General features: G+C 66.2%; 13 protein-coding genes. 6 read left to right on the top strand and 7 right to left on the bottom strand.

What is annotated here, in order from left to right:
• Positions 1 to 296 precede the first annotated feature (296 nt).
• From ACVCAG_RS26060 to ACVCAG_RS26035, 6 genes are all read left to right on the top strand, one after another.
• Positions 297 to 1,484, top strand: a complete 1,188-nt coding sequence (locus ACVCAG_RS26060; RefSeq protein ID WP_447190459.1) for a hypothetical protein — start codon at positions 297 to 299, stop codon at positions 1,482 to 1,484.
• Positions 1,485 to 1,667: 183 nt separating this feature from the next.
• On the top strand, positions 1,668 to 3,155 hold the full coding sequence (istA, locus tag ACVCAG_RS26055; RefSeq protein ID WP_447190458.1) for an IS21 family transposase: 1,488 nt from the start codon (positions 1,668 to 1,670) through the stop codon (positions 3,153 to 3,155).
• Between the two features lie 19 nt (positions 3,156 to 3,174).
• Positions 3,175 to 3,930 (top strand): IS21-like element helper ATPase IstB, encoded by a 756-nt coding sequence (gene istB, locus ACVCAG_RS26050; RefSeq protein ID WP_447190468.1) that lies wholly within the window; start codon positions 3,175 to 3,177, stop codon positions 3,928 to 3,930.
• Positions 3,931 to 4,325: 395 nt separating this feature from the next.
• Positions 4,326 to 6,020 (top strand): GmrSD restriction endonuclease domain-containing protein, encoded by a 1,695-nt coding sequence (locus ACVCAG_RS26045; protein WP_447190457.1) that lies wholly within the window; start codon positions 4,326 to 4,328, stop codon positions 6,018 to 6,020.
• Between the two features lie 76 nt (positions 6,021 to 6,096).
• Complete coding sequence (locus tag ACVCAG_RS26040; protein WP_447190456.1) at positions 6,097 to 6,750, top strand: JAB domain-containing protein; 654 nt, start codon at positions 6,097 to 6,099, stop codon at positions 6,748 to 6,750.
• A gap of 249 nt (positions 6,751 to 6,999) precedes the next feature.
• Entirely contained in the window at positions 7,000 to 7,194 is a 195-nt protein-coding gene (locus ACVCAG_RS26035) for a DUF397 domain-containing protein (protein ID WP_447190455.1), read from the top strand.
• Between the two features lie 39 nt (positions 7,195 to 7,233).
• On the opposite strand, the gene ACVCAG_RS26030 is transcribed toward ACVCAG_RS26035, so the two are convergent.
• The 7 genes from ACVCAG_RS26030 to fxlM all read right to left on the bottom strand — a co-directional run bounded on the left by ACVCAG_RS26030 (position 7,234) and on the right by fxlM (position 17,181).
• The gene (locus ACVCAG_RS26030) at positions 7,234 to 8,385 is read right to left on the bottom strand and encodes a restriction endonuclease subunit S (RefSeq protein WP_447190454.1); all 1,152 of its coding nucleotides are present in this window, start codon (positions 8,383 to 8,385) and stop codon (positions 7,234 to 7,236) included.
• Entirely contained in the window at positions 8,382 to 9,854 is a 1,473-nt protein-coding gene (locus tag ACVCAG_RS26025) for an HsdM family class I SAM-dependent methyltransferase (RefSeq protein ID WP_447190453.1), read from the bottom strand. Before ACVCAG_RS26025 ends, ACVCAG_RS26030 begins: the two co-directional genes overlap by 4 nt.
• Positions 9,855 to 9,859: 5 nt before the next feature.
• A complete protein-coding gene (locus ACVCAG_RS26020) occupies positions 9,860 to 10,333 on the bottom strand; it encodes a type IV toxin-antitoxin system AbiEi family antitoxin domain-containing protein (RefSeq protein ID WP_447190452.1) in 474 nt (157 codons plus the stop codon).
• Positions 10,334 to 10,420: 87 nt separating this feature from the next.
• Entirely contained in the window at positions 10,421 to 12,889 is a 2,469-nt protein-coding gene (gene hsdR / locus ACVCAG_RS26015; RefSeq protein ID WP_447190451.1) for an EcoAI/FtnUII family type I restriction enzme subunit R, read from the bottom strand.
• A 293-nt stretch (positions 12,890 to 13,182) separates the two neighbouring features.
• Entirely contained in the window at positions 13,183 to 13,797 is a 615-nt protein-coding gene (locus ACVCAG_RS26010) for a toll/interleukin-1 receptor domain-containing protein (protein ID WP_447190450.1), read from the bottom strand.
• A 206-nt stretch (positions 13,798 to 14,003) separates the two neighbouring features.
• Positions 14,004 to 15,122, bottom strand: coding sequence for a hypothetical protein (locus ACVCAG_RS26005; protein ID WP_447190449.1), 1,119 nt, complete (start codon positions 15,120 to 15,122; stop codon positions 14,004 to 14,006).
• 16 nt (positions 15,123 to 15,138) lie between these two features.
• Positions 15,139 to 17,181: a methyltransferase, FxLD system gene (gene fxlM, locus ACVCAG_RS26000; protein WP_447190448.1), complete on the bottom strand. Its 2,043-nt coding sequence runs from the start codon at positions 17,179 to 17,181 to the stop codon at positions 15,139 to 15,141.
• Positions 17,182 to 17,204 lie beyond the last annotated feature (23 nt).

Raw genomic sequence — 17,204 nt, 5'->3', positions numbered from 1 at the left:
TCAGCCACCCCGTCGGGTTTTACTCAAACACGATTGCATATTCTTGACGTGCGTCCTAAGCCAAAGTTCCCGAGCTGCTGGGGGCGAGTAACCAGGGCGCATCAATGGCCGGTGGACACCGAGAGCTGAACTCATTTTGCGTGCTTGGTCACGGATCGGCTTCTGAACAGGTCGAGGTCGACTGTGGGGGTTGATCAAGAAAGTTGGCCCGCTCTACACTTTCCGCAGCTAATGCATTGTCTATCGCCCGGCCACTTCAGAGGAGCGTTCTTTCCTTGTCCTTCCCTCCTGGTGACATGGTCGCCGCCGTCAGCACGCACCTGCACTTCCAGAGACTGGAGCGGTTGCTGCACGAACGCCACCTCGAGCTGAGCGACCGAGTCCACGTCAACTCCACCGGATCCCAGCTGTATCTGATGGTCAAACTGCCAGGAGACCGAGGGGTCATGCTGAGCCCGTCAAGGCTCGGCCACGCGTTCGTATGGCTGATCGTCGATCCGGTGCTGGGCAGTGAGCCCTCCGTCTGGCCGCTGGACACATCCGGCGAGGTACTCGTCGACGCCGTCCACGCCCACGCGACTGGCCACCTCGCCGGAGTGCCGGTCACGTCACCTTGGCGCTGGCACGAGAGCGAACCGTCGGACATGACCGAGCTCGCCGACCTCCTGGCCGAACGAGAAGTACACGTCCAACGGGTCGCAGCCGGCAACCGATACTTCGCCTACGGACCGCGCTACGAGCCCAAGCTCCACATCGCAGATAGACGCGAAGGAGCCTACGTCGAGGCCAGGCTCTCCGACATCTTCGTTCGGATCTCCATCAAGGCCAGCGTCGGCTGGCTGGTCGACATGCACCACCCGGAGCGTGGAGCCTGGACGCGTGTCGATCTCGGCGGTTCCCTGGGGCGCACGAAACTCCCGACGCCGGGCATGCCGCGTGCCGACGTCCCCGTAAGTCGAATCGCCGACCTGATCTGCGACGGGCCGAAGGCGTGGGTCGAGAGCGGCGCTCCCTGGGAGACGTCCAGGCCCCCGCGAGCATCGGCCGAGACGTGGTCCGACGTAGAGGAATCTCTGTTCCTCACCCTGCCGGCCCTACGGTCGGCAGGCGCAAGGGAACACATGGACGCCGTTCTGGAACAGCTCACGACCTTCGGCTTCGGAGACATCCGCGAAGGCGGCCCGGACAGCCCGATTCACTCCGACACCTATCACGTCGATTGGAGCGGCCGGACCAAGGACCTGTCGACGTCCGAGATCCAGCGGCTGAACGGCCTGGCCGCAGCGGCCGGCGAAGACCTGCCGAAGAGGCTGATCGTGATCACCAACGGCGGGCTCAGCCGACCGGCAGCAGAGTTTGCGGACAAGGCCAAAGCATTTGTTTACAGCCTTAACCCTGCGACGGGCAGGCTTAATCCCCTGAACTCACGCGCCCATGACCTACTGCCGCCCCGCACGGAGCCGAGCAGATACAGCCTGGAATAGGTTGTGCCCTTCTGTCCGTGGCCATGTAAAAGTCCCCGTAGGTGGCCAGTTCGTGGTCGCCACTGGTGGCCGGTTCAGGTCCCCGCTTCTCGTTCGCGTGTCGTCGGGAGGTATGTGCCCTGAGCGGTGATCGTGACGGTGTCAGCCAGTCACGAGATCACCGCTCAGGGGGTCTGTTCGGCCATGAAGTCTTCGGGGGAAGTCATGGACATCATCGCCGCCTACCGTGAGGTAGGCACCTATCGCGGGGCCGCGCAGATATGCGGCACCACCTACAAGACCGTCAGACGCATCATCGAGCGCTCCCTGACCAACAACAAGCCGACCTGCCGCAAGCCCCGTGAGCACAACTTCGACGCGGTCACCGAGTTGGTGACCGAGAAGGTGCAGGCCACCGCGGGGAAGATCTCGGCCAAGCGGCTGCTGCCGCTGGCCCAGGCCGCCGGATACGCCGGATCGGCGCGTAACTTCCGGCGTCTGGTCGCCTCAGCCAAGAGGGCCTGGCGACGTGATCACCATCGCGGGCGGTGCCCGGCGATCTGGACACCGGGCGAGATGCTGGTCATCGACTGGGGAGATGCCGGCGGCGGGCTGCATGTGTTCTGCGCGGTGCTGGCCTGGTCCAGGATCCGGTTCGTGCGTTTCGCCGACAATCAGCGCTCGGCCACGACGCTGGCCATGCTGGCCGAATGCTTCGAAGAACTCGGTGGGGTGCCCAAGGTGGTGCTGGCCGATCGGATGGGCTGTCTGAAGGGCGGCGTGGTCGCCAACAAGGTCATCCCGACCGCCGACTACATCCGCTTGGCCACCCACTACGCCTTTCGCCCCGACTGGTGCGAGGCCGCCGATCCCGAATCGAAGGGGATCGTGGAGAACCTGGTCGGCTATGCCAAGCGTGACCTGGTCACCCCGCACGCCCCGTTCGATGATCTGATGGTGGCCAACGTCGCGGCGCGGCAGTGGTGCGCCGAGGTCAACACGGTGACGCACTCGGAGATCTGCGCGATCCCGGTTGAGCGGCTGGTCATCGAGCGTGATCTGCTGAGCGCGCTGCCGTCGCTGCGGCCCGTGATCGGCAAGGCATCGGCCATGCGCAAGGTCGACAAGCTTTCTTGCGTGCGGTTCGGCTCAGCCCGCTACTCGGTGCCGGCCCACCTGATCGGCGCCGCCGTCACCATCGCCGAGACCGATGGGCGGCTGGTGATCTGTGACCTGGCCACCGGCCAGCTCGTCGCCGAGCACGCCCCGGTCGCCCCCGGTGAGGCGGCCGTCATCGATGAGCACTACGGCGGTCCCCGGCCCGCGCCCCGGCGCGCTGCCCGGCCCAGAACCGAGGCGGAAAAGACCTTCCTTGCCCTTGGCCCGGTCGCCGAGGCGTTCTTGGCCGCCTCGGCCGCCTCGGGCAACACCCGGCTGGCCGCCGACCTGGAGGAGTTGGCCTCACTACGGGCCGCGCACGGCGAGGCGGCCCTGCTGTCGGCGCTGGAGCGCGCGATCTGTTTTCGCCGCTGGCGGGCCGAGGACGTGCGCTCGATCCTGGCCGCTGGAGCCGGAACCGCGCAGCCCTGTCCGGCCGGAGAGGCCCTCGTTCTGGAGCTGCCGCAGGTGGCGACCCGGCCGCTGTCGGCTTACACCCTCGACAAGCTCAACCAGATCGGGCAGGTGTCATGACCGCGCCCGCCGTTCCCCGCTGGCCGCCGACCTCGACGGCGGGCTGCGCCGTCTGAAGTTGTCGACGATCCGGGCTCTGGCACCGGAGCTGCTGCTGACCGCCCGCACCCAGCGATGGAATCCCGAGGAGTTCCTGCGCACCCTCATCGACGCCGAACTGGCCGCCCGCGACGCCTCCAACGCCCGCATGCGGATGAAGACCGCTGCGTTCCCGGTCATCAAGACGATCGAGGAGTTCGACGTCACCGCCTCCTCGATCCCCCGGGCGACGTTCGACTACCTGGCCTCACTGGAGTGGGTTCGGGCGGCGGAGAACTACTGCGTCCTGGGCCCGGCCGGCACCGGCAAGTCCCACATCCTCATCGCGTTCGGTGTCGCCGCCGTCCAGACCGGGCACAAGGTTCGCTACTTCACCGCCGCCGAGCTGGTCGAGACGCTCTATCGGGGCCTGGCCGACAACTCCGTCGGCCGCGTGATCGAGAACCTGCTACGCGCCGACCTGATCATCATCGACGAGGTGGGGTTCGCCCCGCTGGATGACACCGGCACCCAGTTGCTGTTCCGGTTCGTCGCCGCCGCCTATGAGCGCCGCGCGCTCGGGATCGGCTCGCACTGGCCCTTCGACCAATGGGGGCGTTTTCTGCCTGAGCACACCACCGCTGTCAGCCTGCTGGACCGGCTCTTACACCACAGCATCGTCGTGGTCACCGAGGGCGAGTCCTTCCGCATGCGACAAGCCCGCACCCGAGGCTCAGGACGACTCACCAAGAAGTAGTCAACTACGAAGAGGTGGGGACTTTTTCCTGGCCACCAGCGGCGACACGCACCTGGCCATTGACACCTTCGGATGGAGACGTCGCGACGGGCTATAGCCGTTGGTGTCAGCGCTGCAAACTGTCGAGAGCGGTCGGCAGGCTGCTGTCGCTCCAGTGTCCTCACGTCAGATGAACGTGATCAGGCAGACATCTTCGGCCACCGTGGGGTTCTTGGGCCTTTGCTCGTCTTGGAGCGGATTCGAGTAGTCGCACCTCACGATCAGCGGAACCCGGGGCACACCAGAGCCTCTATCAGACCCGGTGCGCTTCACCCGACGGTCCCGATAAAGCCGGACAGGTCACTCCGCCGGTGCTTCGGGTGACAGCGGCGGGGCGTTCGTGAAAATCTTGGGGTATGTCGCCGATCCCCCATGAGCGCGCTCACCGCCCCCAGTTAGAGAAGATCACCGAGCTCGCGTCGCGGGTCAGAGCGGGGGAGATCAGGCTTCCGAAGTTCCAGCGGCAGTTCGTGTGGAAGGGCCTCCAGGTCCTCGATCTCCTCGACTCGATCTCACGGAACTATCCGATCGGGAGCCTGTTGCTGTGGGACAGCGAGTTGCGGATGGCGAGCGACCACGACATCGCGGGCATCGAGATCGACCAGGCGCCGAACCGTGAACGCACTGCCTACCTGCTCGACGGCTGCCAGCGTCTGTCGACCATCTGTGGGGCGCTGTACTGGGAGCCGAAGGGCGATCCGAAGAGCCTCTGGAACCTGGTCTACGACTTCGAGGAAGAGCGTTTCGCACACCGGAAGGACTTCGACGAGCCGCCCGCGCACCAGATTCCGCTGAGGCTGCTCGCCCAGCCCTACCAGTACGCCAAGTGGGCTTCGAAACGGCTTCCTGAGGAGTTCGAGGAGGCGGCGGGGCAGTTGTTCGACAACTTCGCGAACTACGAGACCTCGGTCGTGACGCTGAAGACGGCCTCGATCACTGAGGTCGGCCGGATTTTCGAACGGGTCAACACACGCGGCACACCACTGACGGCGGTCCAGGTCATCCGCGCGGTGACCTGGCGCAGCGACTTCGATCTCCTCGACGCCATCGACGGCGTCCGCGACGTGCTCGCGGCCAAGAACTACGGCTTGATCGACCAGATGCTGCTACTCCGCGCGATCTCGGCGGCGGCCGGGCTCGGGTTCGCCAAGTCCGACATGGAGCAGCTGCCGTCCGTGGGCCATGAGCATCTCCTGGCCGCCATCGAGGAGACCGAGGAGGCCGCGAAGAAGGCCGTGGACTTCCTCACCACCGAGATCGGCACTCCGACGGCCGCCGCGCTTCCCCACGCCAACCAGCTCGCCGTCGTCATCGAGATCTTCCGGCAGATCCCGAGGCCGAACGGCAAGCAGTTCGCCCAGCTCCGCAGTTGGTTCTGGCGGACGATCCTCGGCGGCTACTACGACGGCTGGAATCCCCGAAAGATGGCGGCGGACCTCGCAGCGGTGACGGCGTTCGCGAAGGGCGAGACCAAGGGCATCGAGGTGGACGTCCCGCCACCCAGCACGCGGCTGTGGGCGGGCAAGTACGATCGGGGCACCGCGCCGCAGAAGACGTTCGCGCTCATGCTCGCGGCACGGGGCCCCGTCGACCTGATCACTGGGGCGGCCATCGACGTGGGGAAGACCTTGGCCGGGGACAACTACCTGCAGTTCCACCACTTCTTTCCCAAAGCGGCCCTCCTGCGCAGCGCCCTCAGCTTCGAGCAAGCCAACGTCCTCGCGAACATCGTCATGCTAACCGCGATCAGCAACCAGAAGTTCTCCGACCTGCCGCCGTCCGCCTATCTGAAGGCCGAAATCGACTTCAGTGACGAACGGACGATCCGCGAGCGGCTCGACACGTGCCTTGTCTCCGCACCCGCTTTCGACGCGGCCATGCGCGGCGACTACAAGGCGTTCATCGCCGCCCGGTCGGAGACCCTGCTGGAGTGGGCGAGGGATCTTATCCAGCGCGGCCTGGCGACGGAGGCCGCGCCAGCGGAGCTCGACGAGGAGAGCCTGCGGCTCGCGAACGAGGTCGAGGTCGTGGACGAGGACACCGACGACTGAGGTCCGGGCGGCGGTGTTCGGGACGGCCGCGTTCTGTCGGTGCCGGATGGTCTCCTGGTGGCGGGAGGTTCGTCCGATGCGCGTCACTGATCTACCCCAGGCCGACCGGCCCAGGGAACGGCTGCTCGAGCACGGCCCGCGTGCGCTCGCCGACCGGGAGCTGCTGGCGCTGGTGCTGGGTGAGGGCCGTCCCGGCGTGGACGTTATCGAGCTGGCGTCCCGGCTGCTCGTCGACCATGGCGGGCTTGCCGCGGTGGCGGCGGCCGATCCGGGCGCGCTCCAGCGGTCGGCGGGGATCGGTCCGGCCAGGGCGGCCCGGCTGACAGCGGTGTTCGAGCTGGCGCGGCGCGCGGCTCGGCCGCCGCGACTCTGCCGGATTACGGCCACCGAGGACATAGCGGTCGCCGCCGCACCGCTGCTGCGGGGTCTCCGGCACGAGAGGGCGGTCGTGGTCGTCTGCGACGCCAGCGGCCGGATCCTGAAGACGGCCACGCTCACCGACGGTGCGGCGGATCGCACCCCGATCCCGGTCCGTGACGTCCTAAGCCTGGTCCTCGCGCTGGGCGGCACCCGTTTTGCGGTGGCGCACAACCATCCGAGCGGCCGGACGGAACCGAGCGAGGCAGACGTCCGGGTGACCGCCCGCCTCCGCGACGCCGCTACCACGGTCGGGCTCCGCCTACTCGACCACGTCATCGTCACCGAGACTTCGTGGGCCAGGATCCCGTGACCATCGCACCGGTGCCGGTCCAACCGGCGGGGACGGCTCGCACGAGCCCATCCGGTCGCCGGCCTCGACGAGCCGGTCGGGCGGTCACGGCAGACCCACCAGGTGCCCGTCGCATGCTCGTACCAAGCCCACACGCCGGGAGCCCATCGGCGAAGCTCCGCCGACGTATTCACGCGCACTCCCGTTCAGCGAGTTCCTCCCTCAGCTCAAGCCCGTTACTTGGATAAAGCTTAAACGGAAGGAATACGAGTGACTCGCGAGGTCGCGGACCTGGCGTGGCGAAAGAGCAGCTACAGCGGTTCCGGTGCCGAATGCGTCGAGCTCGCTTCCCTCCGGCACCACATCCTGATCCGTGATTCCAGGAAACCCGGCGAGGGACCCCTGAATGTCACGGACACCGACTCCCATACGCTCTTTGCCGCGATCCGCGCTCACCGGCCCTGACGAACGATCCGGGCGAGGCCGGGCAAGCCCCGCCCCCGCTCACAACCGCCCGCTGAACGCCGCATTCAGCAGCGATTTGGTTAGAGTAACGCCCAGGTCCGCCTGCTGGTCCGAACGGTTCTGCGTGTCCTCAAGCCGGTCCAGCATCCGGGCGATTTCCTCCTGCCGCCTCTTGCTGGGAAGAGCAACCGAGAGAGACTCGAAGTCCTTCATCGAGAGGGTCTGGTTCCGAAGTACCGTTCCCGTGGATGTGCTCCGGATCAGGTCGCGGCCCGCGCGAGTCTGAAAGAAGTAATTTAGGTATCGGATATCAACTGCATCCGACGGGCGGTAGGTCAGAAAGCGGTGCGACCCGATGAAGCCTGACTCGTTGATGCCGGAGATAGCAATTGCGCCCTCCCAAGCCATGATGTTGCTTACTACCAGACGGTCCGGATGGATCTCGAAGTACTTGAGCTTGCTGAGCTCGCTGCCGGGAACTGGCGGGCGATGGAATATGCCCTTGCCGAATGAACGGATTCCAATCTGCGAGTACTGCGCGTCTGGTTCAAGTGTCACAAGGATCCGCTCGAGGCTTAGCACGTTCCCCAGCCGAGTCGGCGCATTGCCTTGCTCTTCGTGGAACACGGACTCGCGAATTGCGACGCGGAGAGCTTCCGCGCGAGAGCGAAGCTTGGCAAACTCACCAAGCTTCGCCGTGGCGGCGTCGAGGCGGGCGGCGACGCGGCGCTGCTCGTCCAGGTCCGGCAGAGGGACGGTGGCGCTGATGAGGCGGTCGACGTTGACTCGTTGACGTCGGGAGCCCATACCGGTGCCCTGGTCACGGAGTTTGTCATGGAGGCCAGGCCAAGTGGCCAGGTGGGCGACGTAACCAGGGTCGGCGATGGTGTTGTCGATGTGGAAGGTCGGGAATTCGTGGGAGACGTACAGGCCGTCGAACTCTTCCGGCACGGTGGCGAGCGCGCCTTCCCAGCCGAAGAGCTTGCTGTAGATGAACTGCCCCTCCCGGATTCTGTTGTATTTGGTGTAATTGGTCTCGGAGCCGGTGATGGGCGGGCGCTTGAAGAGCCCGCGCCCGTAGCTGTAGATGCCCGCCGTCGTGTAAGTCGCGTCCGGGTTGATGGCCACGGTGTCTGCCTCTTGCCGTAGGAACGTGCCGAGAGCGACTTCCGAGTAGGTGGTCACGCTCATCCCTCCAGGTCCTTCGCGAGCGAGGAGAGGAGTGTGAGGATCTCGTTCTCGGTGAAGATCAGATCGCCAATGAGCTCGGCGGGCGGGCGATGGGACAGATCATCTTCCTCGGTCGGGTTAGCGAGGTCGAGGTTGTAACCCTGGCTGATGATGTCGGAGGCGGGAACGAGCCACGCGCGATCCGTTGAGTCCCGGCCAGAGCGATCCAAGCCGCCCCACCACTCGATGCAGGCTTCGAACTCCTCATAGCGCATGGGCTTGGTTTTGGCGTAGCCCTTGCGGCCTTCGGGGGGAGTGATCTCGTAGAACCAGGTTTCCTTGGTGGGGCCGGTCTTGTCGAAGAAGAGGAGGTTGGCGGGGATCTGGGTGTATGGGGCGAAGACGCCTTGAGGGAGGCGGACGATGGTGTGGAGGTCGCACTCCTCGAGGAGCTGTTTGCGGATCTTGGCGCCGATGCCCTCGCCGAAGAGGGCACCGTTGGGAAGGACGATGGCACAGCGGCCGCCGGGCTTCAGTTTCTTGATGACGGCCTGGAGGAAGAGCCAGGCGGTTTCGCGGGTCTGGTAGCCGGACGGGAAGCTCTTGGCGATCGAGTCCTCCTCTTCGCCGCCGAAGGGCGGGTTGGTGAGGATGACGTCGACCTGGGAGCCGGGACCCTTCTCGTCGATCATCACGCGGAGGGAGTTGGCGTGGAGAACCTTCGGGGAGGGGATGCCGTGCAAGGTCAGGTTCATCATGCAGAGCAGGAACGGCAGGGGCTTCTTCTCGATGCCGCGGATGTTGTTGAACAGCTGCTGCTGGAGGACCTTGCCGGTGGCTTGCGGGAACAATTCGGTGTAGGCCTCGACGAGGAAGCCGCCGGTGCCGCACGCCGGGTCCATGATCGACTCGCCGATTTTGAGGAAGGTCTGCTCGACCATGAAGCGGATGACGGGGCGCGGGGTGTAAAACTCGCCGGAGTCGCCCGCGGCGTCGCGCATCTGCTTCAGTAGGTCCTCGTACAGGAACGCCATCGTGTGGATGTCGTCGCTGCTGTTGAAGTCGATGCCGCGGATCTGGTTGACCAGGTCGCGGAACAGGTAGCCCGACAGCATCCGGTTCTGGACGCCGGAGAACACTTGGCCGAGGACGTTGCGCGGGTCGCCAGGCACGTCACTGCGCATGCTCGCGAGTTCCGGCAGAAGCTTGACGTTGACGAACGCCAGCAGGTCCGCGCCGGTGAACGTCTCATCGTCGGCCCAGGCCCGCCACTGGTACTCCGGTTTGATGATCGGGTCTTCGCCGAACACCTCGCGTTCGGCCTCCAGCGCGTCGAAGGAGCGCAGGAACAGCAGCCAGGACAGTAGGGGCAGGCGGTCCAGGTCGCCGTTTAGGCCCGCGTCCTTGCGCATGATGTCGCGGGCCGACTTGATGACGGCCGACAGACGGGCGCGGGAGGTCGTGTCCTGCTTCTTCGCGGGTGGGGCCATGGTCGTCAGAGATCCTTGTTCGTCGGCGGGATGTTCAGATCGATGAGGGTGCGGGCGAGAGTCGTCACGCGGAAGCCGTTGCGGTGCTCGACGTCGGCGGGGGACAGGTCTGCGCGGTGGGTGAGCACGGCGGGGTCCCGCTGGCGGAATCCGGGCGGAACCGTCATGTGGACGACGGCCGGGTCGACCGGCGCGAGGCCGTGGACGCTCAGGGCTGTCTCGTGGGAGAAGACCGCGCGGTCCAGGCTCCACAGGGACCAGCGGATCAGATGGTCCAGGTCGCTCGACGGGAGGTCGGCGTACTCGCGGAAGCGGTACAGGCCCCGGTCGATGCGCGTCCAGTTGCCCCGGCGGACGTGGAAGTGCTGCGACTGGTAGGAGTAGCCGTCGAGCAGCGCCTGGGCCGCCGTGAAGAAGCCGCGCTGACGGGCGGCCCGGCGCCAGAGCCGGGTCCGGGGTTCTTTCTCCCGCTGCCTCATACATGGAAGGTTAGCGCAGGTGAAACTTATAGTCGTTTTTAGTTTTGTGCGTGATAGAGGTATCGCTACTTTTGTCCTGGAGAGAAATCAGGATGCCTCGTACAAACGGGTTCTTAGCTGGTCCACGGCGACGCGGAGCCCGGCCCCGGCGCGGTCTCCGAAACGCTCGGCGATCTCGACGACGGTGCCGAAGCCACGATAGGGGGGTGTCTTCATGGAGTCGGAGTCCAGCTCGAGTTCCTTCTCGTTGTGGGAGGAGTACTGCTCCAGCAGGCGTTCGAGGATCGCGCGGGCCTCGGGGGCGAACGACTCCAGGAACTCGCGGTGCTGGACTTTGAAGCGGAGTGCTCGTTCCGAGCGCGAGAGCACGGGGAGGCCCCAGCCGAGATAGATCAGGAGGTCGATGGCGTCGGCGTCGGGGCGACCCGTCAGCTCGCCGAGGTCGGCGGAGCTGATTCCTGAGGACTCCAGCCGCTTGCGTAGCTCCGCGCGGCTCCGGCTGTGCGCCCATTGGGCGAGCAGCTGGTTCGGGGACAGGTCGAGCTCGTGGAGTCTGTCCTTGATGAACTGCTCCAGCCGAACCAGCCGCAGTCGCAGGCCGGTGCCATCGGTCTCGGTGACGAAGACGGCCGTGCCAACGATGCTGACCTCGACGTCGTCGATGTAGTAGGTGCGGCCCTCGGCACGGATGTCATCGATCTCGTCGGGGTCGGTGATCATCCGAGGCAGCTCGCCGCCTTCCGCACCGAGGTACTCGGCCTCGGGTTCGGCGACCTCGTCCAGGTCCGGTTCAGGTTCGGTGTCGTCGAGGTCCTCGGGGAAGGTGATGAAGCTGCCGTCCGGGTCTGCCTCGTCGCGGAGCCGTCGGAGCGGCGGGCCATCGAACTTGGGGTCGTAGAACAGGCGGGTCGCGTCCACGAAGTCGATGATGTCGAACGCGAACTTGCCGGTCTCGGGCGACAGGCGGGTGCCGCGGCCGATCGTCTGCTTGAACTCCGGCATCGAGCGGATCACCCGGAACAACACGATGTTGCGGATGGTCGGGATGTCGACGCCCGTCGACAGCATCCGCGACGTTACCGCGATGACCGGGACCTCGGAGCGGTCATCGCGAAATTCGTCCAGGCGCTCTCGGCCGGCCTCGTGGTCGTCTCCGGTGATCCGGCAGACCCACTTGTGGCCATACCGCTGCGACAGGTCGGCGTTGGCGCGGGTCAGCGCCTCGACCATGCGCATCGCGTGGTCGTTGGTCTGGCAGAACACGATGGTCTTGTGCATTCGGCCGGTCTTATGCAGATATTCCGTCAGGTAGCGGGCTACCTCGTCGGTGCGGTCGAGGATCGCCACGAGCCGCTCGAAGTCCTTCGGCCCGTACAGCTCATCGGGGATTTCTCTGCCGTACATGTCAAGCTGACCTGCGTCCGGCCGCCAGCCGTACAGGTCGATATCGATCCGGACGTTGCGGACCCGGTAAGGGGCGAGGAAACCGTCGCGAATGCCCTGGGCGAGGGAGTACTCGTAGATCGCGTCGCCAAAGTAGTGGTAAGTGTCGACGTCCTTACGGCTGATCGGCGTGGCCGTCAGACCCAGCTGGACGGCGGGCTCGAAGTACTCCAGGATCTCGCGCCACTGTGAGCCCTCCGAGGCGCTGCCCCGATGGCACTCGTCGACGATGATGAGGTCGAAGAAGTCCCGGTCGAACCTCGTGTAGAAGTCCTGCGCCCCGCCGGGCTGCGACAGCGACTGGTACAGCGCGAAGTAGATGTTGCGGCTCTTCTGCACTCGGCCCTGGCCGAGCCGGTGGACGGCCTCGCCGAACATCTCGGTGAAGTAGCCGTCCTTGGGCTGGTCGATGAGGATGTTTCGGTCGGCGAGATACAGGACACGGGGCCGCCGCCCCTTTTCTGGCCAGTTCGCGTTCCACAGCTTCGCAACGATCTGCGCCGAGACCAGGGTCTTGCCCGTGCCGGTGGCCAGCACTAGGAGTAACCGTCGTTGGCCCTTGGCGATGGCCTGGACGGCTCGGTTGATCGCGTTGCGCTGATAGTAGCGGGGGTCCTTCGGAGTGCCGTCCCAGTTGCGGGTCAGTTTGAACGGCGCGGAGGCTAAGTCGGCATGAGCGTCGTCGGCGAGGGATCGGTCATTGCGGTACCGGGCCCAGAGCTGCTCCGGCGTGGGGAACTCCGAGATCTCCGAGATCAGGCCAGTCCGGTAGTCGACCTCGATGGTGCGGGTGCCGTTCGTCGAGTAGGCGAACGGGACGTCCAGCAGCTCGGCGTAGCGTTTGGCCTGCTCGAAACCCTCAGCGGGATCAATGCGGGAGCGTTTGGCCTCGACGACGGCGAGCGGCAGGCCGTCGGAGTATTCCAGCACGTAATCGGTGATCAGCGGGCGCTGCTGATGGTGGCGGCGGGCGGTCGGCTGGATCCGGCCGCGATTGATCCGGTACCGGCTCTTGACCTGCACTTCTACATTCCAACCGGCTCGGACGAGAGCGGGCAGGACGAACCGCTCACAGGTCTCGTCCTCGGTGGGGTTGCCGCTACTGGAAGTCACCCTTCATTTCTACCCGGAGGGTGTGACAATTTCCGGACTATCGATCCCAAACCCCCTTTGAACGCGGATTGGATCTTCGACAGGATGACGGCTCAGTCGGTTACCTCGCCTTTCGTGACTACGGAACGATGCGAAGTGCCGGGCGTTGGTCAGCCATCCCAAGCAGCTCACGGACCCGTGAGGGGGGCCAGGCGAGCTGGTCGGCTAGGTCCTGCATGCAGGCTCCACCGACTCCCGTGTTCTGGGCTTGGCACCGGCAACGCGGAGTGACGCCCGGGCACGCTGCCGGACGCCTAGTTCGCCGATGTGAGGGGCGCGGTCAGATCGTCCTCAACGGAGACCAGCTCGGCGATCTTGTTGGCAATGTCTGCCATCGAATCATCCGCCGTGTTCAACCCGTTTCGGGAGGCAAGCAAGGGGCTAACCTTCCGGAGTTCGTCGTAAGTCGTCTCGTGCACGACAGGGAGCAGTAGGTCACGTGCAAGGAGCTCCGAGAGCTCCTTGTCAGAGACGCCCCGGCGGTCGACGCGTTTCAGTAGCGCTGGGGTGACCAGGACGAGACCCGTACGCGACCTCGCCAGGCCTCTGTCGATCTCCCGCATGAACGGTTGGCCGAGCACGATGTCCTTCTCGCTGAACCAGACCGACACGCCCTCTGCATCCAGCAGGTCGTGCAACTCCTTAGCAGCACCGCGCCGGTCATCCCACGCGTGGCAGAGGAAGACATCGCGAAGGTCTGGCTGTAGACGCGCGCGCAACTCGACGGTGCGGCGAACGGGAGTCAGCGCCCGCACCTCGGCAGGCGTGTAAGTCACGGAGGAGGTGCTCGGTGACCAAGGCGGCCGCGTTCTGCCGCTAGTGGAGCCGCCTCTACTGCTCGCGCCGCCCTCGCTACTGCTCCGCGACATGTAATCCGGCTGCGGATAGTAAGGCCGGGGCGATGAGTACCCGGAGCGTCGGCCGCTGCACGCAGGGCAAGCCGCAGCTGCGCTGGCGGTTCGATGGCCCCGGACCGGGGCCGTACAAGAACTCATAACCACACGGTAGTCCACGCGGCCCCTGGAGCCATCTCGTTGACGCGTAGCCCGGGGTCGTCTAGCGATCATAGGTCGGCTCAGGCCGCTCCGTGTAGCTCGGTAAGCAGGGCACGCAGGCTGTCCTCGCCGTGACGGACTGCGGCAGTGAGGGCATCCAGGTGAGCTGCTGGGAGATACCCGGCGCCGAACCCCGAGGCGGTGAGCACGCCGGCGACTGCCTGTTCCTGCTGCGGCGTCATGCGGGAGCGCATCCCGTGGTGCCCCATGACCTCTCGAGCAGCGTAGGCGTCCATGCAGGCCACGCCGACGACAGTGGACCGCAGGTCGAAGTCATATGCCGTGGGTCGGTCGACGGTCAGGTCGAGCATGGTCAGGGCGAGCCGAGTCCGGAACGCTGCGGTCATCGGGTCGGGATCGGTGATCAGCGCGAGAGTTTCCCGCCCCACATGGTCCAGTTCGTCCTGTGGTGTCGGCGTGGTCGGAGGACGGCAGTGGACGCGCAGGATGGCGGCGACGGCGTTCTCCCAGGGCTCCGTAGGAACGCTGGAGTCGATCATGGTGGCGGCCTGCTGCAGGAGGCCCTGTTCCATCAGCGACATGATCGTGAGCTGGCGGCCGTCGAGAAGCCGCTGACCGACGCCGCGGTGCGCGGCCATGGATTCGGCCGCCTCGGTCCAACGGCCGACGCTCGCGAGGGCTCTGGCGCCGTCGATCAGCAGGGCGACCCACAGCTCCGTACAGATCGTGCGGTGGTCCGCGACGGTCCGGGTCAACGGCGACAGGTCGACGGCGTGATCGCGGATGACGGTGGCGCCGCGCTGCTCGGCGGCCCGGTACAACTGCTGTAGCACCGCGAAGGCAGCGCTACCTTCACCTTCGCGGATCAGGAGTCGGGCGATGTTCACCAGCGGCATCAGCGACATCACGGCGATGTCCTGGTCCAGGCTCTCGGCTTCGGCGAAGACCTTGTGCTGCCGCCAGCACAGTTCGGCTGCCAGGTCGGGCATGCCGCTGTCGGAGGCGATGAGCGCGGAGAAATTGAGGACACCACAGGCGCGGGCCACCCGCTTGGAGTGGTCCGCGCCGGGTGTTTCGGCGGTTAGCGCGGTGAGCTCTGCAATGCGCTTGTCCAGTGGAAGCCCGGGGGGCTTGGGGCGGCAGACCAGCGGGATACGGGCGGTGATCGCAGGGTTCATCACGCTGCTCCCCTTCCTACGGCCAGTCGATGACGAGTCGGCTGTTGGTCTTGTCGATGACGAAGCGTGAGTCAGCGGCCTTCAGCAGGTCGCGGTTGGCGGCTGTGGCCATGCGGAAGCCGGGGGCCGGGGCGTCGTTGCCGTAGTCGCGGTCCCATTCCTGGATCGCGGCGGCGACCTGCTCGGCGAGGTCGGTGGCGCGCGGGCCGTGACCGATGACGCCGATCTCCCAGAACCGGCCCACGGTGTCCTCCCCCTCGCGGACGGTCAGATAGGCCAGGCTGTCGCCGTCGAGCGCCGCCATCGAACCCCACCCGAAATGCGGGGTGAACCCGGGCCGCCGGCCAGGCACCCGAGACAGGCCGTTGGGCAGGACGCACGCCAACCACAGATAGACCCACTCCCAGGGTGAACCCTGCCGGAGCTTCACGCCCGTGTAGACCTGGTGGGAGGGCTCGTCCAGGACGGTCCGCATCGCCTCCCGGTCCACGAGCTGCTCACCGTAGGTTTCCAGCCGGATATTGCCCTCCCCGGCCATGGGGACCACCGTACGGACGTCATCACATACGCCTTTGCGCAGCGGGACGAACGTGGCCATCTCGCAGGAGACGGTTTTCCAGGTCTCGCCGTCGCGCTCGAAGGCGAAGGAGCGGGAGATACTGCCGCGGATCCGCATCGGGATGACGAGACGGCCGTCCGGGGCCAGTTGATTCAGGACGGGGAGGGGGATGTCACCGGCGCCCACGGTGAACTGGATCCGATCGAACGGGGCATGCTCGGGCAGACCGGCCGCGCCATCGGCCAGCAGCGCGGTCACGTTCGACGCGCCGGCAGCGGCCAGATGCTTCGCGGCGGTGTTGACGAGGTCAGTGTCGACGTCCACCGTCCACACGCGGCCGCGGGGGGCGACGAGTCGCCCGAGGAGGGCGGCGTTGTAACCGGTGGCCGCCCCGGCCTCCAGGACCTTGTGGCCGGGCTCTGTTCCCAGTTGCTCCAGTTGGGTGGCGACGATCGACGGCGCGGAGATGCAGGAGATCATCTCGCCGTCTCGGTCGTTCTTCACCGACACGGCGTCATCGACGTAGGCGGCGACGACCTCGACGTCGGGGATGAACCGGTGGCGCTCGACGTTCCGGAAGGCGTCGATGATCTCAGGGGTGCGCAGGTGACCGGAGCCGGTGAACTTGTCCACCATGGCGTTGCGCAGCTCGGCGGGGTCGGTCGTAGTGATGGTGCTCTCCATCCTCTTGAAAATAAGGGTTACGGGTGCGGACTGACTGCTGGACACGGTGGCCGGGTCGCCGTCTCCGAAGGCGACGTTCCAGCCCAGCCAGGCCGCGGCAGCCTGCTCGGCCACAGGTGTGGCCGCGCGGTTGAAAGCGAAGATCGCATGGTGGGCGAGGACCGCGCGCAGCCCCCGCCGGAGTTGCCCACTGGTCGCGAGCCGGGCCAGGCGGTGGCCAGCGTCCTCGAACGCGGCGACGCGGTCAGGCCAGCCGGGTTCGGTGGTGTTCCGCTTGGCGGCGTCGGCGTGCACGAGGCGCCGCATGGCAGTGATCGCAGACGCCTGGTAGGCCACCTGCGGTGGGTCGATCGCCGGGCGGAGGTTGCCGAATGTCGCCCACACGTCGCTGATCTCGAACGGGTCGAGGCCCGCCGCGCGGTTCATGGTGGAGAGCAGCAGGATGCACCGCTCACGGGCGTACGGGCTGCCGGTCTCGGCCAAGGCCGCGGGGCTGTCGGCGCACCACACCTCGTGGGCGATGGCCATACCCTGCTCACCGCCGAAGGTTTCGATCTCCGGTTCGTAGATGCCGCCAACCCAACCGGCCGCGACCTCGTCGGCGACGAGCTGATCGAGCAGGTCGGCAGCGGGCCTCTCGGTGCGCAGCCGGAGATTGCCTTCCTTGCGCAGGAAGTGGAAACGCCAGCCGGACAGCGCGGCCGCGAGTGCGGTCGCAGCCTTCGGGGTCACTCCGGCATCGCTGGGAAAGCGGATGGTGGCGTGCCACCACTTCGGTTCGTCGGGCAGCGGTAGGTTCTCGTCGTTCCAGTCCATGTCCTCGGTTCGCTCCTGCTCGG

Source organism: Streptosporangium sp. G12 (assembly GCF_052983175.1).
This window is presented reverse-complemented; position numbering and strand designations above follow the sequence as displayed.